The sequence below is a fragment of the Niabella ginsenosidivorans genome (assembly GCF_001654455.1).
Classification (GTDB): domain Bacteria; phylum Bacteroidota; class Bacteroidia; order Chitinophagales; family Chitinophagaceae; genus Niabella; species Niabella ginsenosidivorans.
Genome location: NZ_CP015772.1, coordinates 1,996,659 through 2,018,307, shown reverse-complemented (window position 1 = coordinate 2,018,307; position 21,649 = coordinate 1,996,659). Strand labels below are relative to the sequence as shown.

At 40.8% G+C, this 21,649-nt stretch carries 21 protein-coding genes; 12 read left to right on the top strand and 9 right to left on the bottom strand.

All coding sequences use genetic code 11. The features are described from left to right. Positions 1–53 precede the first annotated feature (53 nt). From A8C56_RS08440 to A8C56_RS24085, 7 genes are all read left to right on the top strand, one after another. Positions 54–797, top strand: a complete 744-nt coding sequence (locus tag A8C56_RS08440) for an electron transfer flavoprotein subunit beta/FixA family protein (RefSeq protein WP_067761781.1) — start codon at positions 54–56, stop codon at positions 795–797. A gap of 74 nt (positions 798–871) precedes the next feature. Then, complete coding sequence (locus tag A8C56_RS08435; protein WP_067754467.1) at positions 872–1,834, top strand: electron transfer flavoprotein subunit alpha/FixB family protein; 963 nt, start codon at positions 872–874, stop codon at positions 1,832–1,834. A 472-nt stretch (positions 1,835–2,306) separates the two neighbouring features. After that, positions 2,307–2,672 (top strand): hypothetical protein, encoded by a 366-nt coding sequence (locus A8C56_RS08430; RefSeq protein WP_067754464.1) that lies wholly within the window; start codon positions 2,307–2,309, stop codon positions 2,670–2,672. Positions 2,673–3,075: 403 nt separating this feature from the next. Then, the gene (locus tag A8C56_RS08425) at positions 3,076–3,645 is read left to right on the top strand and encodes an alpha/beta hydrolase (protein WP_067754461.1); all 570 of its coding nucleotides are present in this window, start codon (positions 3,076–3,078) and stop codon (positions 3,643–3,645) included. Between the two features lie 129 nt (positions 3,646–3,774). After that, the gene (locus tag A8C56_RS24095) at positions 3,775–4,005 is read left to right on the top strand and encodes a hypothetical protein (protein WP_157097923.1); all 231 of its coding nucleotides are present in this window, start codon (positions 3,775–3,777) and stop codon (positions 4,003–4,005) included. A 181-nt stretch (positions 4,006–4,186) separates the two neighbouring features. Then, a complete protein-coding gene (locus tag A8C56_RS24090; RefSeq protein WP_084490115.1) occupies positions 4,187–4,678 on the top strand; it encodes a hypothetical protein in 492 nt (163 codons plus the stop codon). A 36-nt stretch (positions 4,679–4,714) separates the two neighbouring features. Beyond that, a complete protein-coding gene (locus tag A8C56_RS24085) occupies positions 4,715–5,944 on the top strand; it encodes a hypothetical protein (protein WP_084490112.1) in 1,230 nt (409 codons plus the stop codon). 163 nt (positions 5,945–6,107) lie between these two features. Here A8C56_RS24085 and A8C56_RS24405 read toward each other — a convergent pair whose 3' ends face one another. Beyond that, positions 6,108–6,260 carry a hypothetical protein gene (locus A8C56_RS24405; protein WP_157097922.1) on the bottom strand — a complete coding sequence of 51 codons (153 nt, stop codon included), beginning with the start codon at positions 6,258–6,260 and terminating at the stop codon, positions 6,108–6,110. A 646-nt stretch (positions 6,261–6,906) separates the two neighbouring features. Here A8C56_RS24405 and A8C56_RS08410 point away from each other — a divergent pair. The 5 genes from A8C56_RS08410 (at position 6,907) to A8C56_RS08390 (ending at position 12,199) form a co-directional block, all read left to right on the top strand. Beyond that, a complete protein-coding gene (locus A8C56_RS08410) occupies positions 6,907–7,692 on the top strand; it encodes an RNA polymerase sigma factor (RefSeq protein WP_067754455.1) in 786 nt (261 codons plus the stop codon). A gap of 19 nt (positions 7,693–7,711) precedes the next feature. Further along, positions 7,712–10,027: a DUF262 domain-containing protein gene (locus A8C56_RS08405; protein ID WP_157097921.1), complete on the top strand. Its 2,316-nt coding sequence runs from the start codon at positions 7,712–7,714 to the stop codon at positions 10,025–10,027. Positions 10,028–10,314: 287 nt separating this feature from the next. After that, positions 10,315–10,584: a type II toxin-antitoxin system ParD family antitoxin gene (locus A8C56_RS08400; protein ID WP_067754449.1), complete on the top strand. Its 270-nt coding sequence runs from the start codon at positions 10,315–10,317 to the stop codon at positions 10,582–10,584. After that, positions 10,559–10,864: a type II toxin-antitoxin system RelE/ParE family toxin gene (locus A8C56_RS08395; protein WP_067754446.1), complete on the top strand. Its 306-nt coding sequence runs from the start codon at positions 10,559–10,561 to the stop codon at positions 10,862–10,864. Before A8C56_RS08400 ends, A8C56_RS08395 begins: the two co-directional genes overlap by 26 nt. Positions 10,865–10,978: 114 nt before the next feature. Beyond that, positions 10,979–12,199 (top strand): DUF763 domain-containing protein, encoded by a 1,221-nt coding sequence (locus A8C56_RS08390; protein ID WP_067754444.1) that lies wholly within the window; start codon positions 10,979–10,981, stop codon positions 12,197–12,199. A 613-nt stretch (positions 12,200–12,812) separates the two neighbouring features. Here A8C56_RS08390 and A8C56_RS08385 read toward each other — a convergent pair. From A8C56_RS08385 to A8C56_RS08355, 8 genes are all read right to left on the bottom strand, one after another. Further along, entirely contained in the window at positions 12,813–13,307 is a 495-nt protein-coding gene (locus A8C56_RS08385) for a hypothetical protein (protein ID WP_067754441.1), read from the bottom strand. Positions 13,308–13,355: 48 nt separating this feature from the next. Further along, on the bottom strand, positions 13,356–14,249 hold the full coding sequence (locus A8C56_RS08380; RefSeq protein WP_218917269.1) for a GIY-YIG nuclease family protein: 894 nt from the start codon (positions 14,247–14,249) through the stop codon (positions 13,356–13,358). Further along, positions 14,233–14,889 carry a M48 family metallopeptidase gene (locus A8C56_RS08375; RefSeq protein ID WP_067754438.1) on the bottom strand — a complete coding sequence of 219 codons (657 nt, stop codon included), beginning with the start codon at positions 14,887–14,889 and terminating at the stop codon, positions 14,233–14,235. Before A8C56_RS08375 ends, A8C56_RS08380 begins: the two co-directional genes overlap by 17 nt. Then, complete coding sequence (locus A8C56_RS08370) at positions 14,889–17,948, bottom strand: type I restriction endonuclease subunit R (protein WP_067754436.1); 3,060 nt, start codon at positions 17,946–17,948, stop codon at positions 14,889–14,891. Before A8C56_RS08370 ends, A8C56_RS08375 begins: the two co-directional genes overlap by 1 nt. Before the next feature lie 10 nt (positions 17,949–17,958). Beyond that, a complete protein-coding gene (locus A8C56_RS08365; protein ID WP_067754433.1) occupies positions 17,959–19,260 on the bottom strand; it encodes a restriction endonuclease subunit S in 1,302 nt (433 codons plus the stop codon). Then, on the bottom strand, positions 19,260–20,870 hold the full coding sequence (locus A8C56_RS08360; protein WP_157097920.1) for an HsdM family class I SAM-dependent methyltransferase: 1,611 nt from the start codon (positions 20,868–20,870) through the stop codon (positions 19,260–19,262). The genes A8C56_RS08365 and A8C56_RS08360 overlap by 1 nt, the downstream gene beginning before the upstream one ends. A gap of 321 nt (positions 20,871–21,191) precedes the next feature. Next, positions 21,192–21,278, bottom strand: a complete 87-nt coding sequence (locus A8C56_RS25480; RefSeq protein ID WP_394330815.1) for a type I restriction-modification system subunit M N-terminal domain-containing protein — start codon at positions 21,276–21,278, stop codon at positions 21,192–21,194. A gap of 47 nt (positions 21,279–21,325) precedes the next feature. Next, positions 21,326–21,496, bottom strand: a complete 171-nt coding sequence (locus A8C56_RS08355; protein ID WP_218917268.1) for a helix-turn-helix transcriptional regulator — start codon at positions 21,494–21,496, stop codon at positions 21,326–21,328. Positions 21,497–21,649: the final 153 nt, after the last annotated feature.

The following is a 21,649-nucleotide window of genomic DNA, read 5'->3' as shown; positions in this document are numbered from 1 at the left end:
CTGTTATATTTGTTTAGTTGCATAAACAACTTTCATTCAAAAACAAGTTCGATATGAAGATATTAGTTTGTATAAGTAAGACGCCTGATACTACGGCAAAAATAGCTTTCACGGATAATAATACGAAATTTGATACCGCGGGTGTGCAATGGATCATTAATCCCAACGATGAATATTATGCCCTGGTAAGGGCCATTGAGCTAAAAGAGGCGGATGCGTCCACCGTTATTCATTTAATTAATGTAGGCGGGCCGGATGCTGATGCCATTATCCGCAAGGCCCTGGCATTAGGTGGTGATGAAGCGATCCGTGTGAACGCAGACAACCCTGACAGCTTTGGAATTGCAACCCAGATTGCCCAAGTAGCCAAAGAAGGCGGTTTTGATCTGATCTTTTTAGGAAAAGAAACCATTGATTATAACGGGAGCGCCGTAGGCGGAATGGTAGCGGAGCTGCTGGACCTTCCTTATGTTTCCCTTGCTACCAGATTTGAACTGAACGGCACCACAGCCACTATTACCCGTGAAATTGAGGGAGGCGAAGAAGTAAATGAGGTCAGCCTTCCGGTTGTGGTGAGCTGTAATAAAGGTATGGCAGAGCAGCGCATTCCCAATATGCGGGGCATTATGGCTGCCCGCACCAAGCCGTTAAAAGTAGTGGAGCCCGCTGCAGCAGAAGCGTTAACCGTTACGGAAACGTTCAGCCTCCCCCCGGCAAAAGCAGGTGTGAAGCTGATCGATCCTGATAATGTGCAGGAACTGGTGCGCCTGTTGCATGAAGAAGCAAAAGTTATTTAATTCCCCCGGTTTGTTGTTTGGAGCGCATCCTTTTTTCAAACAACAAGCCTTAAACCATAAACAATAAAATTATTATGTCTGTTTTAATATTTATCGATATAAATGAGGAAGGCCAGGTTAAAAAAACTTCGCTGGAGGTCTTAACCTACGGTTCCAAATTAGCGCAGCAATTAGGTACAGATGCTGAGGGTGTAGCATTGGCACCGGCAAAGGAAGACCTGGCCGCTCTTGGCAAATATGGCATTAAAAAAGTGTATCAGGTAAGCAACGGGGCGCTGGCACATTTTGACGCGCAGGTATATACAAAAGCACTGGCCCAGGTAGTTGAACAGGCAGGTGCAACCGTTGTGGTATTCTCTAATAATACAGACGGTAAAGCATTGGCGCCCCGGTTGTCCGTTCGTTTAAAAGCCGGTCTGGCCTCCGGTGCTACGGCGCTGCCGGAAACCAGCGGCGATTTTATAGTAAAGAAATCTGTTTTTTCAGGAAAGGCATTTGCAAATATAAAGATCACCACTCCCGTAAAGATCATCAGCCTTAATCCCAATTCCTTTTCCATTGAAGCCGGCGAAGGAACCGCGGAGGTTGTTCCCGCAACAGTAACCGTTGATGCGCCAAAAATAAAGGTGACCAGCGTGCAAAAGCAAAAAACGGATGTGCCTTTGGCCGAGGCAGAGCGCGTGGTAAGTGGTGGCCGGGGTATGAAGGGCCCGGAGAACTGGGGCATACTGGAAGACCTTGCAAAAGCGCTGGATGCGGCGCTGGCCTGTAGCCGCCCTGTGGCAGATGCGCACTGGCGCCCGCATAATGAGCACGTAGGGCAAACCGGGGGTACAATTGCGCCTAATCTTTATGTAGCCGTGGGAATTTCCGGGGCCATACAGCACCTGGCGGGTGTAAACCGCAGCAAAGTGATCGTTGTGATCAATAAAGACCCGGATGCCCCCTTCTTTAAAGCCGCCGACTATGGAATTGTTGGTGATCTTTTTGAAGTGGTACCAAAGTTCACGGAAGCTGTAAAGCAGCTGAAGGGATAACAACACTGACCGCAGGGCTGAATAACCTAAATTTTTTACAGGGGGTGGCCAAAAGTAAGGGGCTGTATCAAAAGTTCACTATTGTCTTGCTGAATTTATTTCAGCATCTAAATGAACTATGATTCTCCATAGATTCTGAACCTGGTTCAGAACGACATTACGTTCTGAAATGACTTTTGATACAGCCTCAGTTCTCTTCAATCGTCATGAAGGTGTATCAACATGAACTGTCAATAGTTACTTACGCCAGATCTTTACCTTCTCCTCCTTGCAGGATTTTCGACACAGTAATTGCAAAAAGAAGATCTTTTAATTGATTGATCATCAGTTAAATAAAAGCTTGCCATTGACAGCCTGACGAATATAGATAATCAGGAAACCTTTTTGGTCAGCCCCTTTTATTCCGCAATACCAAAAAATTTAATGGTTTTATGTAATCATCCGCTTTATTGCATCCTGCAATAAAATGCGTATGAAAAAGCTGGTTCCTGTCATTTTGATACTATTGAGCGCCGGGGCATCTTTTGCCCAGCCGGGTGCTGCGCCGGCAGTGCCAAAATACCCTTCTGCCTATACCGGGCCAAATCCGGATGTAGTTGATACTTCAAACATTATAAAGCTGAACGATAAATTTTATGCAGCCAGGGCAAAACTGGATCATATGCCGGTACTGCTGCCCGGCAAAACGACCCGGCAAATGCCCAATAGCGGAAGGAATATGGCTCCTCCGGAAAAAATGCCCAATGCCTGGCCAAACTCCCGGCCGGATACACTTACAAAAAAATACAACAATCCTCTTAAGCAGCGCACCCCCCGCAGAAAGACACAGCATCCCTGAAGCTCCGGGAATCATGCTGCCCGTGTTGATCCATCCCACTTATCGTTATGCCGGGTAACGGAGCTGATGGCTGGTGGTAGCAGCCGGAACAGGAACAACAGCACCCCTGTAAACAAAAAATATGTCAACCAAAACCCCGTTTACAAAATGCGTGTTCACAAATTGTGAACAGCCGGGTTGTGAACACAAAAAGCATTCACAAAAATTCCGTTTACAAGCTTAGCCGGGATTCGTATTCCGTACGAGCCCCATCCGTGCAAGACTATTTGAAGTACCTTTATAAGCAGGAAATTGTTTTATCTTTAATAAGGAAGAATCTTAACACAGATAGGAAAAGACACAGGAAAGCTCCTTTAAAGTTTTTCGCCGGATCTTCATTTATTGAACAAAGAGTATAGTTTATATGCGCAAACAGGTCCTTTTTATACAGGGCGGTGGTAATGGTGGCTACAAAGCGGATGCCCCGCTGGCAGCCTCGCTGCAAGCTGCGCTGGGCAGCGGTTACCAGGTGCATTACCCGCAAATGCTTACCGATGAAACCACAGCCGATTTTGCACCGCAATGGCTTCGACAGATCGGTGAACAGATTGCTGCGGCGAAGGACGGACTGATATTGGCAGGCCACTCCCTCGGTGCATCCCTGCTGGTAAAATACCTTTCGGAACATACCGTTCAAACAAGCATTGCCGGCGTATTCCTGGTGGCACCTGCCTATTGGAACGGCGACCAGGACTGGGTACTGCCCTTAAAGCTAAAAGACGGTTTTGCGGAACGGTTACCCAGGGATCTCCCGTTTTATTTTTATCAATGCAGGGATGATGCCGTGGTGCCGTTTGAGCACTTTCTCCGCTACCGGCAAGAGCTGCCCGGCGCGGTTTTCCGGGAGTTGGAAAAGGGCGGACATCAGCTGAATGATGATCTGTCTGTGGTGGCAGCGGATATCATACATCTCACTATGCACAAAAGCGAATAAGACTGTTTTTATTATCCAGGCTCCTTTCCGCAATATCCATCTGCACCATAAAAGACCTTGACTGTCATTGTGCTGTTATTTCAGGATTTATGGGCTAAATCGCGCAACAGTATTTACATGCTTGTTTCTATGCAAAACATACTTGAAACGCTTCTGCAATTAAAAGGCAGCGGCCGGTTTGCCAGTATTGGCGCTGCCGATTTTGTCTTTCCCGGGTTAACTGTGGAGGATATGGGAGAAGTTGCCTTCCCGGTAAACGGGATCCAGGCGCAGGCATTGATGCAGGTGGCGCAGAAAGCACTTTTGGCCAGGGCCGGCATACCATCTACGACGATAAGATCAGAAGCGCACAGGAAATAGATGCTGCTAAAATCGCTTAAAAAAATCCCGCATGGGAAAAGTTGATGCAGCGGATCCTCTCCTCTGTAAAAGCGGATCTGGGTCTGGAAGATTATTCCATTGCGGCGCATTTTTACAAATTACTTATTTATAAAGAAAGTGATTTTTCCTGCCTCATAAGGACACGGAGAAAGAAAAGGACATGTTTGGTACCCTGGTCATAGGGCTTCCCTCTTCCTATACCGGTGGAGAACTGGTCATTCATTTTGAGGGGATAACAGAGGTAGCCGATTTTGCCCGAAGCACTGACCCTTACGCTATCAATTATGCTGCTTTTTATGCGGATTGCGACCATGAGGTAAAGCCGCTTAGCACCGGCTACAGGGTCTGTTTGGTATATAATCTTGTACAGGAGAAAGCAGGCAAAAAAATAGCGCTGCAATCCATACAAACACATGCCGCCCAATTGGCAGAACTATTGATTGCTCACCAGGCACAGGAAGCTGCCCGGCCGGCTATTGTTTTACCAGGGCACCAATATACCCCCGGAAACTTTTCTTATGACGCCCTCAAGCTCAACGATCGTGCTAAAGCAGAAGCCTTGCTGCTGGCTGCTCAAAAAGCAGGCTACTATGCCAGGTTGTGCCTGGTAACCTCCTATCTTTCGGGCGCTCCGGCTTATAGTGGTTATTAAGACTACAACGAGGAAACAGACGATAGTGATGCCGTGATGGAGGAAGTATATGACGAATCGCTTCATATTGAGCATTGGGCTAAAAGTGATGTGCCGGTGCCGGATGAGGTACCCTTTGAAGAAGATGAGCTGATCACATCGTTTGCATTGGATAAGGGGGAACCCATCATAAAAGAATCAACCGGGTATATGGGTAATTATGGTCCGGACCTGATGCATTGGTACCATTATGGCGCAGTAATGATCTGGTCACCTGATGTAAATGCCCGCCTGCTGCTGACACAAAGCGCAACGAGCCAGTTGAACTGGATCAGTTATTTCACCCCTACGAAACAGATTTCAGACGCTGAAGCTACCATGATGGAGTTTATGCTATCAACAGGACTAAACAGTAACCACCGGACTGAAAAAGAAGCAAATTATAATGCCATCGCAGACTGGCTGATCAACAGGAACGATAAAGACTTACTGCTGCAATTAAATACCACGCTCCTGCAATCGTATTTTGTAAAGATCGACGCAGCGAAATGGGTAATTGTTTTGAGCAGCTTATCTCCTGGTATAACGACCCAATTTTTTGAAAAGCTTACGGAAACCATCACCCTTCCTTTACTGGAACAATTGGTTGCCTTGTTACGGGAAATGACCGCTGATAAGCGGTTGCACAACATTGCAGCAACGCAGATAGATAAACTGCCGCACTATTTCGAATCAGTCTATCATCAAACGGCAGACCGGGTAAACTCCCAAACGCTCGGCTATTTGTTTTGGTTTACAAAAAATGCAGCTCCTGCTGCAAAGTGGATGCAGGAAATGGCTGCCATTCTTACAAAAGATCTTCGGCGGTCATATGTGCACAAGATTTTAGTGCCCTTAGTGCTAAGTGTAAAAGACAGTTCGGAACTTGCGAACAGACTGCGCCAATCCAGCCGGGATTATTTGCAGCAAAGAGCCGATCAACAACCACAGCCGCTACCCAACTGGAGCCGGCCGCTGCCCGTAGGGGCTCATAACTCCGGGGTGTGGCAGATCTTAAAAGCCTTTTTAGAATCACCAACAGAACAGGTTTTCGATTACCGGAAAAACCAGAGCGAAAGAGCGGCATTAGAGGATGCCATTGACCGGGTAACGATCGATTTAAAAACAGAAACGATAAAAAAAGGGTCGCCACACACGCTGCGGATCACGAAGACCCAGGCAGCATATCAGCGTCAGATGAAATACTGGAAAGAAGACGTGGCTTTATTGGAGAAGCTGAATAAATAATACAGGATAAAAGCCGTTTATCTTGTACATATTAAGACTCTTGCCTATTGGTAACAGGCGCCTCTTGCGGCTTTCAGCGGCATCCGGTCAAGACAGCAACCTGCTCCTTTGCCGCCGTGTCAACTGTCGTCCTGACATAATTTTGCAACTTCCGGAACATACGTCAGTTATTCCGGTTAATCAGGTTCACCACTACTTTTATCATCATGTTCATTTCTTCAGGTTTACTTTCGGCAATCATCAGCGTAAGCGCTACCAGGGCGTTGTCAGCCAACCCGCGGGTACCGTTTTCTTTGTACAGTAATTTATATCGCACAGAGCAGGAATGATTTTTTAGAACAAAATACAGCAAGTATGCTGTTTTTTGTTCTATATATGAGTAGCTTATAAGATTTAGCCTTATATTTTTTCCAAAAAACTGAATATTTAAAAATAGAACAACTTGTTCTATATCAAATTTTCTCAAAAACATCTTCATCAAATAGGTTCTCATCGTTGAAGATATCTCCAACTGCGATTTAATGACTAATAACTCTATGCCCATCTATTTTCTGGTCACAACATCCTAAATAACTGGTTGATAAAAGCATTCCGGATATTTGAAATTTTGAAAATGCTAAATTTCATATGTCTAAAAAACTCTGGAAACTTATTAGTAGAAGTACGGAATAAAAAGCGGGGAACTACGATTTTTTATATTAATACTGGCTGCTATTTTGCCATCTGATATTTATTCAAAAAAAGATACGCAATGCACTGCTGTATTACTGCGTTTACGAACCCAAAATTCTATACTGCGCTGAATTCTCAGAATAAATAGCAAGAATTAATTATGATAACAATTGAAAGCCAAGATCTCATTGATGATTAAGAGATCTCAATTAATGACGACTGAAAATGACATTATCCCTGCCAAAAAGGGCCAGGATCCAACATAGTATTCAAAATTTTTCAACGAAAACATGAGTAAACAAACTTCGCCAAGTGAAGGCGATGACGATAAATACTTCCTGTTCTTTATGCAGGGTAATGAAAAAGGACTACAGTATTTTATGAAGCTGTGGCATGAGGAAATGTCTATACATGCTAAAAAAATTCTGGCGGATGACTTCGAAATAAGGACTGTTATTCAGGATGCTTTCCTGAATGTGTGGGCACATAGAAGTGATATTAATAATACGACACACTTGTTTTATTATATCAGGCAACAAATAAGATGGCTATGTTACGGTGCCATCCGGAAGCTCAAAAAACAACAGACTGTAGCATTGGAGCCATACGAATATCAATTGATGGAAACATACGATAGTGCTGCCGTAATAGAACAGCACCAACATATGCAGACACGAGAGGAGCTATTGGAGCAGGCTATAACTTGTTTGCCCCGAGATATGGAAATAGTAGTAAATCTATGGAAAAAAGGTCTTAGTCCTGATCGTATCGCCCAGATGCAATATACTTCAAGCCAATATATAGTTTCGGAAATAAGAAAAAGTATTGCATATTTAAAACGCATACAATACCGACTGGAAAAAGCGGCCATCGTAACTGCCAGACGTCCTCAACTCGAACTATCTGATTATAAAGTGTACCTGAATAGCCAGCAAGCCCAAATATTCAGCCTTTATTACGAGAGAACCTGTAGCCTGCAGCAAATAGCTGATCTGCTCAACTTGAGCCTATTTCAGCTTCAAAAGCAACATGCCTATATAAAACAAGTAATTGCAAATAAGCCTCAAATTATCTAAGCACAAAAACAATCCCTATATGGAAAATTTAATACTCGCAAATTTGTTCCGTAAAATTAAAATGGCCAACAGATTTAAGCTCATCAATTCACTGTTCATAAGTGACCGCAAATTGAAATATGATCCGCCCTACCAGCGTCTATATGTATGGAACGATGTAAAGGCTACCAATTTTATAGAAACGATCCTATGGCATGGAGATGCACCGCCTGTAATATTGTATAAGAAGAGCGATGATAGCCTGGAGGCGATCGATGGCAGGCAACGTTGCGAAACAATAGACCGTTTCCTGAACGACAAATTCAGCTTAAAACCTCAGGGCCTGGATAAACTCTGGTATCTGTCTGGCAAAACATTTTCGCAATTGGAAGATGATTTAAAAAACCGGATTTTGTTTACCAAGCTGCGATGCATTATTATCGAACCGAACGATGAAAAGGGCCTAACGCATCAGGAGGAGGAAGCATTGAAAAAAGAAATCTTCAAACGGTATAACATGGGTATGTCGGCTCTGAAGAAAGAAGAAGTGTATAAAGCGCAGTATCTGCATGATGAAATTACAAAATACCTGAAAATGCAGTTGGAAAATGACACACAGCTACAAGGCCAGCTGAAGGATGTATTTCAATACAAAAAAAAGAATACTGAAACAATGATGCAACACCTCCGGCAACTTCTGGTATTGGCGGATATACCTTTAAACCGATATATAGCAGAGCGGGAAGATATTATCAATAAGTATTACGATTATTATACCTGTCATATAATTGACAAAAAGGAAGGTTACCTGAAAGAACTTTTATCCAAGCTTAAAAGGAACATTGACTTTCTTACTGAAATCAAAGAAATGCTAAGCCATGAATACCCATATCTCACCAATACTTTGATTGTATATGATTGTATTTACTGGGCCATAGCTGTTGCCGAAAAAGAAGGCATTGCATTTGGGCGGATCAACAACAAGACCTTCAAAACCAGATTAATAAATCATATTGCCAAAAATGCACAAACCTATTCGTATTATCGCAGTAATTATGCGCAGTCCATCCGCCAGAGCTATCTTTCAATGGCAACATTCTTCAGTTCTCAACTTATACTATCTTTTACAAGCTATCTAAAAGCCGATAGACAATATACTACTGATTTTCGCAACCAGATCAACCAGTACATAGAAAAACAATTAGGTCATACATTAAAAGGCGAGCCGTTAACACAGGCAACTCCTACTTCATTAACTATAGGTGATATTATTAATCTTATGGGCAGAAAGCATTTCAACATCAAGCCTCCCTATCAGCGAATGGAAGTAATGACGGTCACTAAAGCCTCTGCATTAATAGAAAGCATCCTGTTGGGTTTTATGCTAACCCCAATCTATGTATTTGTGCGGGCAAGCGGAGTAATAGAGGTTATCGACGGGCAACAACGCTTGCTGGCCCTGATCGGCTTTCTGGGCCAGCAATACCTGGGAGAGCAAGGTGAATTTATAACCACACGCAAAAACAATTTTACGCTTAACCTGGCCCGGCCGCTATTACAGGGAGTCAATAAAAAGAAGTTTAGTCAATTACCTCTTATCCTGCAAAATAAGATACGCAATTACAACCTTGATATTATTGAGATCAAAGAATCAGATAATATCGGCTTTAAACCCGAAGAGCTATATAAAAGACTTAATCACAAGCCTATGCCCATAAAAGAGCACACATTTGAGTTCTGGAACGCTTATATAGACGGTAATTTAATTCATGACATAAAAGGCATTTACCAGCGCAATCCCTGGCTTTACGTGAAAAAAGAAGATAACAGGATGCAAAACCTGGAAATGATCACTTTTTTATGTTATCTCAATCTCTCCTTAGGTACAGGTACTCTGGATATGCACCGTATACGGGAAGTGCTGGATTTTTATGAATATGATGCACATATGGTTATCCGGATAAAGTACAAAACACACGTTTCCGAAATATTGGAATCTGCAGATTATAAGGAGATGTTTCTTTCCTCTTTAAATCATTTTGAAAAAGATTTTATACAAAAAGTGATGTACCTGACCGATAATCTTAAAGGTAAAACAACAGAATCATTCAGAAACAGGCGACTTGATATCCTAATGCAAACAAAATCGGCAAGAAAGACCATGCGTTTTTTTGTGTTATGGCTGGTCCTTAGTGGAATTTCCACTGAACAACTGAAAGAAAGACAGTCAGCATTACAAAGTGAGATAAAGACAATATTTTTAAGTTTAAATATTTCGGGGGGCAGGGAGCATTTTGAAAAATTATTGCAGGAGATATGGATGCGGCATGAGGTTTCTATGGAGTCAGAGGCATAAATTGTCAAATAGCACGGTCGATGCATGCAGGCAACCGGCACATTAAGTGAAAGTGTGTGCACCAATTTATCTCAATTTGGGGCTACTTCAACAAATTCAATCAGGTATATTTAAAAATGAAAAACTTAAGAAAGTCATATCCCAATTATTTTAATCAGTTCTTCGATTGTCATAATCTATTGATGACATTGCGTTTATAAGTGCACGATAATTTGAAGTGCATCCTTTGTTTGCCACATCTTTCAAAAGTTACCAAAATTTGGTAACTTTACGAAAAGTAAAATATTATGGGACGGGATACCTCTGTATCGCTTGGGGATTATTTTGAAGATTTTGTAGAGCACAGCATCTCCGAAGGGCGTTATAAAAATGCAAGTGAAGTGATCCGGGCCGGGCTCCGGCTGCTGGAAGAAGAGGAAAATAAAGTACAGACACTGAAAAACGCCATCCGGGAGGGCATTGATAGCGGGACGGCTAAAAATTTTAATCCTCAAAAACATTTGGCCAGTTTAAAAGCCGGCAAAAAGAAAAATGGCTTACTACACGCTCAGCAATAAAGCGGTTGAAGACCTTTCGAATATTTGGGCGTATTCCTATTCCTATGAAGCATGGTCGGAGAATCAGGCTGATAAATATTATGAATTGCTTATCGAAGCCTGCCGGAAACTTGCAGAAAACCCAATGCTGGGGAAAAACTATGAAGCAATTTCAAAAGACATACACGGATTTAAAACAGGCAAACACATCATTTTTTACCGGGCATTAAAACACAAAGCAATTGAGATTGTAAGAATCCTTCATGAAAGCATGGATTTAAGGAACCGACTAACCGAATAAGTACCATGTTATTTACCAACGAAACATACCATTCATCCCTTTCCTTTCCGGATATACACCTCCATAACAATTTTTGATAAACAACCTTTAAATTACTAATTTTGTTAGTAATTTATGAAAAGATCCGGCAGTGCAGATTTACCCTTACATTATGGCCATGTACCGCCATGGCTGGCAACGCGCATGGCTACATTGGGTAAAGCCATTGTGGAAGAAATTATTGCCGGCCAGGGTAAAAATGCCTTGCTGTCTAAGTTAAGCGATCCCTTCTGGTTCCAGAGCCTGGGCGCCGTAATGGGTATGGACTGGCATTCTTCCGGTATTACCACTTCCGTAATGGGCGCTTTGAGAAAGAGCATCAACCCGTTGGCCAAAGAATTTGGCATTTTCATCTGCGGTGGCAAGGGCAAAAATTCCAGAAATACCCCTAATGAGATCCTGCAGTTTGCGGACGCCACCGGGCTGCCGGCGCAGGACCTGGTGCGGAGCAGCAAGCTAAGTGCAAAGGTGGATAATACGGCCGTTCAGGATGGGTTTCAATTGTACCAGCATCATTTTATTGTGAGTAATGCAGGTGAGTGGACCGTTATCCAGCAAGGCATGAGCAACAGCAGTGCTACTGCCCGCCGTTACCACTGGCACTCCCCTTCCGTAAGATCGTTTACTGAAGAACCGCATACCAGCATTTACGGGGTAAACCAGGGCCACATCCTCAACCTTACCGATAAGATGGCGCAGCCTTTAAAAACGGCGATGCTGGAGGTTGCTTCAGAAAATCCGGATAAGATGTTATCCGAGATCTCCCGGATCCGGCGCCTGGTACTACCCGGGCATCACGACGTAAAAGCAAAAGATGTGGACCTGAAGCGCCTGGGCGCTGTGTTATGGCTGGCACAGGAAAAGCACGTAAGCAATTTTGAAGAGCTGTTGTTGCTGGAAGGTTTAGGCCCCAGAACCCTGCAGTCCCTGGCCCTGGTAAGTGAGGTCATTTACGGGCAGCCGGCACAGTTTAAGGATCCGGCCCGTTTTTCTTTTGCCCATGGCGGCAAGGATGGTCACCCCTTTCCTGTGCCCACCCGGGTTTATGATGAAACGATTGACACGTTGCAGCAGGCGATACAAAGATCCAGGCTGGGCCGTCAGGATAAGATACAGGCCATACGATCGCTTTCAAAAGTAGCGGACCGGCTGGCGGAAAATTTTGTACCGGATGGAAGTGTTGACGAATTCATTGCCCATGAAAGGGCGAACTCCTGGAAGTATGGAGGCAGAACCGTTTTTGGTAAAGCCCGGCCACCTCAAAACCGCCAGTTGGACCTATTCAATGATCAGTGATAGTTATCTTATCTCACCGATACTATTTTTTATCTTCTCATGGGGAAAAAAGGACCGTCACGTCGACCGCAGTGCCTGCCTGATCCGGTACGGGCGGGGCCGGAACGACGAAAAAAAGCCAGTTCCATTAACGGGAATATACTGTCACAGTGAGGATTTGATTGTAAAGATCACCCTTCGTCGGGGTGACCGTTCCATTCTCTTTCGTCATGTTGAGCAGAGTATAACAAGAGTTTAACCCCATTGATGCGGAAACATACCGTCAAAAATATAAGGCCGCCAAAATCGCTTGGCTAGAAAAGCAATTATCCAGATTAAAGGTAGCTTAAGTGAAAGTTATATAGTAGAACTAAACACTACCTTTTTAAGGGCGTGCCCCCGGCCCTGCCAGCGCTGCGGGGCCAAGCACACGGCCGGGGTCGGGCTATTCGCTGCTACTCCGCCACTCGCCCACCGCACAATACCTTCAGCGGGGTATCCGCTGCTATCCCTCACGCATACGGGCTTCACAACATTTTTCCAGCTACATATAGCATATCCAGCAATTAAAAACGGCGAAAACCCCGTTTTTAATTTTAGGGATTTTTGACAGTTTAAAGAGTAGAGCAAGAGGCTATATTTTAAATAACCTTTTAGCTTTGCGCATTTCAATTTCAAAAAGAGATTGCGCTAAAGAAATGATTTTTTGAATATTCTTTTGTATTGCTTCACGATGGCTTGCATGCTTCTCGTGTACTAAGATGGAGTTAATTCTCAATAGCTCCATCAGTTCTTTGTGGTCAGGCTTTTTAGTACTCAAATACAAAAATGCTTTGCTTTGCAGTTTAAGTACTTCCTTAGCTGAATTAGCATAAGGTTGATAAAATTTTTCGTTTATAACTTCATCGCTCTTGCCGTTTGGGTTGTTTAATTCATCAATAAAATCAAGTTTTAGTTTTGAACAATTTTCTAATTCTGAAGAATACAAGCTCAAAATTTCTCTTAGGTCATCAATCCATTTTACTCTTGCACTAGCCATTACATTCAGCTTTACCTGATGTAGCGCAATTAAGCCTGCCAGTAATGCAATAGCTATGGTGACACCATTTGTGATTAATGTTTCGTTCATAACTTCAACTGTATAGATATTAGTAAACTACTTTTGAAATTCTATTACTTACAATTCATAATGCTTTAACTGAACACCATCGGTAGTTTTCCATTCTAATGGGCCACTGGCCGATCTTGCCAATGTGGCTCCGGCAGCTCTGGAAGAGGATGTGAACACGTAATCTTTGGTGAGTTTGTAAAAATCGCCCTCTATGATTAGTGTTCCTTCAGATAGCATTTGTTGTCTTTCAATTCGGATACCATCTGCAAGTGATGGCTGTTCTGTTATCATTAAAAGAGAGTCTTTATATACGATAAACCCTTCTGTAGATGGGCTTCCTTTACTATTAGCTCCGGCTCCGTTTTTGCAGAAGAAAATTTGTTGTCGGCTTTCTTTATGATCTACCGTTTCTTCCAATGCTTCGAATATACGATGTCCTAAAGTTGCTGTCAGTACTTTAATATTCGCTAAAAACTCTTCAAGTTCCGCTTGTTCTGCCTCAGATAATTCTGAACGAGTAGGTATATTTTGATTAATAAAAAAGCGACCTGCTTTCAATGCCAGGTCATACAATCTGTTCTCCAAGTATTTTACACTGGCTTTGTTCAGATATTTATCTTTACTGCCAAAGAAGATGACTTCATTCCAGAAATCTTTATTTTTAATATGATCCGATAAACGTTCTGCTATTATTTCTGCTTCACCTATATAGGCAGCATCTTCATTATTTTCACCTTTACCGATCAAAATATAGACACCGGGTTTTTGAAACTCAGGTCGGTTGCTGTATTCCTTAATTTTAATACGTGGCACTTTGATACCTATACCCGTCCAGTTGCTCAGTTCGGCTGTGGTCAACCCGTTAGCCGTGCCATCTACTAAAAATAATCGTATGGTTTTTCCGAAAACATGCATATTGAGTAAATTAATATTACTATTCATACTATAAGCTATTCCCATATTTATCCAGCCAGTTAATGGCATCACGATAATCAGGATAATAAGATTTTAATAAGGTCCAAAATTTATGGGTATGGTTCATCACTAATATATGAACTAATTCATGTACAATCAGGTAATCAATTACAAATAACGGTGCTTTTATCAATCGCCAATTCAATGAAATATTTTTTTCTCCGGAACAGTTTCCCCATTTCTTTTTTTGATTTCGTATATAAAATTTATTGTACTGTAAACCAAATTTATGGGAAAGTTCATCAATTCTTTGGGTCAAATGTTTTTTTGCAACCCCTTTTAACCATTTTTCTTGTGTAGGAATGTCTAAAAGATTTCTTTTTGCCTGAATTGTTTTATGCTCATGATTGATAATTACTTTTTGCTCAAAGGTTGTGTCGTAAAAATAAGCATATCGATTACCATATAATAGTAGCTGATTGCGTTGCAATTCTATTTTTGACATTTGACTAAAAAAGCGCAAATGCTTATCTATCCACTTTTGTTTTTTCTCAATTAATGCTACAATATCTTCCTTGGTGAATGATGGTGGCACAATAATTCTGACCAATTTATTTTCATTCACTTGTACACGGGCATGCTTCACCGCTTTCTCAATCAATATATAGTTATCAGGTAGCTGCATTATTCCAAACTGAAATTTTTGAGTACAGATTTCATAATCCTATCCAGCAATTCCTGATTATCGTCTATTTTCAGCGATTCATATTTAGGATGCACTGTTAAAAGCTCTATATCTGTCTGTATGCGTTCATACTCTCTGGGTACGTCTTGCCAGCCGATATATATTTTTGCTTTAATTTTCTCCGTAGCTTCTAAAGCAAACTCTTTTACCCGGTCTTCTTCAAAATTGTTCTTGCTTTCGTTTTTAATCAAGGTAAATATTTCAAAACTGCCTTTTCCCGGGAAGCCCATTCTTTGTGGCAATGAAGCTACATCATCCAACTCCGAATATAATACACCTAATTGTAGTAGAATTTCTTCTATGGCTTTGCTTTCTTCCTGTTTTTGACGTATCAGATCATCCAGGCGGTTTTGAAATTCAACATAGATAGCACTGTTCACTTCGTTCTGACGAATGACGGTCTCAATGTCACGAATAATTTTCTCCGCTTTATCAGATGGTGTAAGCTTTGTTTCTTTGAGCTTATCCAGATAGTTGGAATCTATATTGATTTCAGGAAGATGGCCTTTGAAGTTGATGAGCTTACTGTTTTCCTGAATCAGTTTTCTTGTCTTTGCGGCATGGATTTCTGCATCAAAATCCAATCGTTTAAATTCTTCTAAGTAGATTTCATAAATTTCATTCAACCACAAATATTTTGTTTTATGCGGTCTTAATGCGGGATTGGGTGAGCTAGATTCCCATAATTGCAATACTTCCCGGTAATTGTTTTCAAATTTTCCCTGATCAAGTTCTGAAAGTTTTCTTACTATTGCCATGGCACAATCATAGGTATCTTCCAACTTAATATTTTCAAAGGGCTTAAAAGCTGCGTCTAATACTTTAGGAAATGTTTGTACTAAACTTTCCACGTCTTCAAATTCACCAATATCTTCCGGATCGTAATTCAGAGCTTCTTTATAATTTTTGAAGACACCTACATAATCTACAATGCGCCCAAATTCTTTTGACAACTTGCTTTCTTTGTCATCATAAGGACGATTGGTACGTGCTACTGCCTGTAAAAGATTATGATCACGAAGTGGACTATCCAGGTACATGGTTTGCTCAATGGGTGCGTCAAAGCCTGTCAATAGCATATTGCAGACAATCAGTACTTTCAAATTGTTGCCCAGTTTTAATTCCTCTTCCGTTATTCTTTTTTTGAATTGACGAATGAGCTTTTTCCGGTCTTTATCTTCACGATAATGGTCTTTAAATAACGCGTATTTTTCTCCTTCATCGTAGGTTCCGGTCGAAAAAATGATGGCTATTTCGGAGCGGTCAAAGTAGTTCAATAGTTCATTGTAATATAAAACACAGGCTTCTTTATCGCAAGCTACAATCTGGGCTTTATAACCTTGCGGTTCTACCATTTCCCTGTAGTCAGCAGCAATATCCCGGGCTAATGTGGTAATACGCTCGGGATGTTTTAAAAATACTTTCCAGGGTTGTACCCGTTTTTCTACCAGATGTTTTTCATCTTCGGTCAGCTCTGCGGTTATTTCTTCGTAACCCTGTTTTAATTTGTCTTTATCCAAAAACCATTCCTGCGGACCGAAAGTATAACGGATGGGCATGGTAGCACCATCATCTATTGCATCCTGAATGCTGTACCGATCTAAATAATATTCATGGTCGCCTTTTTGTTTTACGATGCCAAATTCCTGATGCGTTTTAGGAATGGGTGTTCCTGTAAAAGCAAAACGTTTTGCATTAGGTAAAACGGCTTGCAGTTCCATTTGAAAATCGCCATACTGTGTACGGTGTGCTTCATCAATCAGGATAATAATATTATCTCTCAAATCCTGACGATCGCCCAGTTCTCTGAATTTTTGAATAGTGGTAATAAATACACCTGATGGCGCTTTGTCAATAATATATTTTAGATCGCCAATATTATTAATCTCGCGGGCATTTGGAAATTCACAATCATCAAAAGTACCCCCAATTTGTTCCCGTAAATCTTTTCTATCTACTACAATATAGATTGTTGGATCATTAAGTTGTTGCGCATGTAATAGTTTGTACGCCGTGTACAACATGGTCAAACTCTTACCCGATCCCTGCGTATGCCAGATGACGCCCTGGTTGAGATCTGAATTAATAACCCGTTCAGCTATTTTATTAGCTGCACGTAATTGCTGATAACGAGCTACTTTTTTGATGATTTTATTTTCTGTTCTTTCAAATACCAGGAAGTTCTTCAATATATCCAAAACACGTGCTGGTTGCAACAACCCTACAATGCCGAGTTTCATTTTTTCCAACACTTCACCATTGGGCAACCGTTCTACATCAAAATGCCAAAGCTGCTCTTTTTCATCGAAGTGGTTAAGACACAGATCATTTTGCGGATGCAGTATAGGATTATCTGCAGAAGTATCAATAATGGTACTCTTCCATTCGTTGAAATAGGAAGAAGAAGCTCCCGGAATACCGTATTTGGCAATGCGGCCATTACAGGCTACTCCAAAAGCATGACACATAAATAGCTTATCCGCTCGTTGCGCATAGGTAGAAAACTGTTTTACCCCTTCCAGCCAGTTGGTTCCTTTACGGGCTCTTTGCTTGGCTTCTATAGGCACTAAAGGAACACCGTTCACCAATAATACAATGTCGGTTTTTACCATTTTAAAACCTTGCACCCAATATTGGTTAGTGACAATAAAATCGTTTTCCCAGATATTATCGAAATCAATAAAAAACACATCAATATCATCCTCTTTTATGGAGAGGGTAACGCCTGAAACCAGCTTATCCAAAAACTGCTCATTTCCTAGTATGGACGAAGGATGATTGAGATTTTGCAACAGTAACTCGACAGCCCTTTTGGCGATATCCAGATCTATTTTATTTATTTGCCGGGTTTTCTCAATCAGCAATTGTTCCAATACGGGATTGGAAAAAGGACGGTTATAGGCTTTAAGCTCTCCATTGGTTTGGATTTTCCAGCCCATTTTGCCCAGCCAAGCAATGACCGGTTTTTCAACACCATGAAATTCAGATAAGTTTCCCATACGCTTTTGGTTATAGGGTTTGGTTGATATGTGCTATAGTTTCTTCTGACAAGCGTTTTTTACCGGTCAGCAATTGTTGCATTAATGATTTTTTTAGACGCTCCAAGGTTTTGATTTTGGCTTGTTTTTTTTGAATCCTCTTATCTACAACTAATATTTTATTTATTATGCTAATTAATTCTAATTTATTTGATGGAATTAAAATCAAGTAACGTTTTATGTCTTTCCAGCTAGCTCTGGGATGTTGAGTTCCTGCTGTAACGGATTGTGTGAAATTTAAAAAACGTTTCATTTGAAAATTGAAATATCCCCAGAGAACTGAATCACTTTTTTCAAAAACTAAAAACTCAGTAGATCCAACACCAGAGATGTCAGCGACCCATACTTTATTTAAGTACGGACGTAATTTTCCTAATAAAACATCACCTTTATTAAAACATACTTTAAGTGATGATGTCTCATTAGAGAAGCCATTACCCTCTCTTGTAAATCTACCTGATATTATGTGCTCTAACCCTACATAATCAAATACTACCTTTGTTTTAGTTGGATCAATTGTTTCTGTTTTTCTTTTTAATACATTTCCAATTTCTTCCACTTCCCAACCTTTTGGAACTTTTCCAAATTTTTCATCTTCATAAAACTCATTTGCTTTACGCCAGGTACCATCCGGTTTGAGTTTGCCGGAAAGCAGGTTTTGCATCAGAGCTTTTTTGAGTTTTTCGGCGGCTTTGATACTTTGGGCCGTTGCTTCTATGGCTTCATCCACTTTGGATAAAATAGTTGCAATGGCGGTTTGTTCGGGCTTAGGTGGTTTAGGTAAAATTGTTTTTGTATATAGTTTCCAGTCTAAATTTCTAATCCCCGTAGTTTGATTTTGCATACTTGCCGTGATCCCAACTTCATACATTTGCTGGAGACAGTAAAAAATATACTTGGATTCAAAATTATTTTTAACTGCTATTCTTTGAATAAAATTTGCAAAAGCATAACCTCCTTTTCCTATAAAATCATCAACAAACAATACTCGCCCGACTGGTTGAGAATCACTGCCTCCACTTCTTTCTATAAGAATATCATTCGTATATATTGTTTTTTCAATAACTTTTGTTGGTTTTAATGTTCTATATGCAATATCATCAAGTTTAATTTTGCCTTCATTTGTGAAATTTGTACTTCTGATAATTCCCAAAGCATTTTCATCTGGCTCACTTCCCCAATCACCCGCATCATTTTTTACCAATGCTTCTTTTAAAGCAAACGTGTCATAAGCTTTGTTGATCTTACCCAACCTTGAAATTTTTATTTCCATCACTTTATCAATTTTAAAAGTTCAGCAATGGTTTTGTCCAATTGGTTTTCTTTACCAATTACATTATTAAATTCTGCAATTGCTTCAGTAAGGTTTATTTCTTCTTCGGGTTCAAATGTATCTACGTAACGGGGAATATTGAGGTTAAACTCATTTTCTTCCAGCTCGTCCATATCCACCACGGAAAAATAACGCTTACGCAGTTCAGCATCTTGCAGTATGGTTAATAATTCCACTTCCACATCGTCAATGGCTTTGCGTTCTTTTGCTGCTTGCTCGTGAGCCGCCAGCAATTTATCTGCTTTTTGTTTCAACACTTTTTCTAATGCAGCATTGGCTGTTTCCAAAGTTTTTAATTGGTTTTTTGTAATAGCTTTCCCCTCGTTTTCTTTTTGCAGTATGGCGTCTTTTGCTTTTTCTACTTTTGTAGTTAATAATTCAATATCATCCTGGTAATCTTCTTCTATTTCAGAAATCTTAAAGCCCAGATCTTCTTGTATCATCCCCCACAAACGGGTCTTTTGCAGGGCGATGTGTTCTTTAGCAATTTCTAAATCACCCCAGCTTTCCAGTATAGTAGAAATGCGCAGTATATCATGTGGCAACAAGACGTTCATATTAGGTTCTTCCTTATACCAGCCTTCTTTGGCAGCATATACCATTAAGACCTTATCCTTGCGGTCTTCGGGCTTATTTTTATCTACAAAAAAGATTGCACCGGGAATAGTGGTTCCGTAAAACAGGTTACCGGGTAATACGACAATGGCGTCTACAATGTTTTTCATTTGTGTAAATTCGCCATTGATGTCAACTGCGCCTTGCAAGAATCCTCTGCGAATCAAATATTCATCATCTGCTTTTCGATTTTGCCCATCTTCCTCTTCCGTTTTTTCCGGTTGTCCTCTGAACAAAACGCCCTGCGGACAAACTACCCCTGCTTTACCGTTTTCGTTGAGCGAGGCTACGATATGCTGTAAAAAGGCGAAGTCCCCATTAGAAAATGGTGGCAATCCGTATTCAAATCGTTCATACGGATCATTGAATTTTTCTTTACCCGGATATTCTAATTGTGGTGAACCGTCTTTTTTGTTGACCGCTTTCCCTTTCGCATCTTTTTTAGGTTCACCATTTTTCCACCAGTTTTCCTGGGAGAAAGGGAAATTAGCCATTACTTTATGGAACTTCCGAATCAGTAATTCATTTTCTTCATCCACAAATTTGGGATCTTTGAGCGTATCGCCTTTTTCAATTCTCGCATCTAATCCATGCAAGATCATATTGATATTGGCAATCGCCCAGGTATTCCATACATCTTCCTGACCAAATAAACGAACCGCTTTTTGTGTACCATAATTGGTTTTACAATATTTAGCGGCATTAATCAGAAAACCACCTGAACCACATGTGGGATCATAGATGGTATCATTTTTCTGAGGTTTTAGATAACGAACAATAATATCCACTACTTCCTGTGGGGTATAAAATTGGCCGGCAGTGGTACCACCTTTATTTTCATCTGCAAAACGTTTGATCAGGTATTCATAAGCATCTCCCAATACATCTACCGAAGCATTTTTATTGCTTAAGTCTACGGCATCCAGATAGCTCACCAACAAATGTAATACTTGCGGGTCGAGTTTCTTTCCTCCCGATCCGTCCGGAGCTGGTTCGTTCCAACGTACGGTATTAATAACTCCTTTAAGGAAGAACTTTCCGTCTTTATCTACATTAGCTTCTGCAATACCGTTTACTGCTTTATGTAAAGCCTCGTTCTTTTTATCAATAGAAGCATTCCGAACATCTTTCCAGAAACAGCCTTCAGGAATTTTAAAATCGTGCTTTTTTTCTAAAATTTTATTTTTCTCCTTCTCTGTTGGCTGTCTTTTATGTTCTTCAACAAACTCTTTTATACCATTTTCCGATTCCCATTCTTAATTATCTGAAAGTCGCTTAAAAAATAACAGTGATAAAATATAGGCTTTGTAATCTTCGACTTTATCTCTTAAAATGTCAGCCATCCCAAAAAGCGTGCTGCCTAGTGCTTGTTTTGTTATCATTCTTCTTTCTACTTCGTTGGATTTAATAATTCTCTTACATCTATTTTTAGCAGCTTGGCTATTGTAGCCAGTGTTTCTACAGATGGTTGCACTTCATTGGTGCACCAGCGTGAAACAGTGGTTTCGTTTTTACTTAACTGTTCGGCTAACCATTTATTGGTTTTAGAGTGTTCTGCCAAAACACTTTTGAGGCGATTGATCTTCATATTGTGTAAATTAATCTGCACATTATGCAAATATATCTAATTGTAAATATAATTGAAAGCTAGGTAAAAATTCCAATCTTTTGTAAAAAGTCTCATCCACTGTGGGATAAATTAAGCAAGCGATAC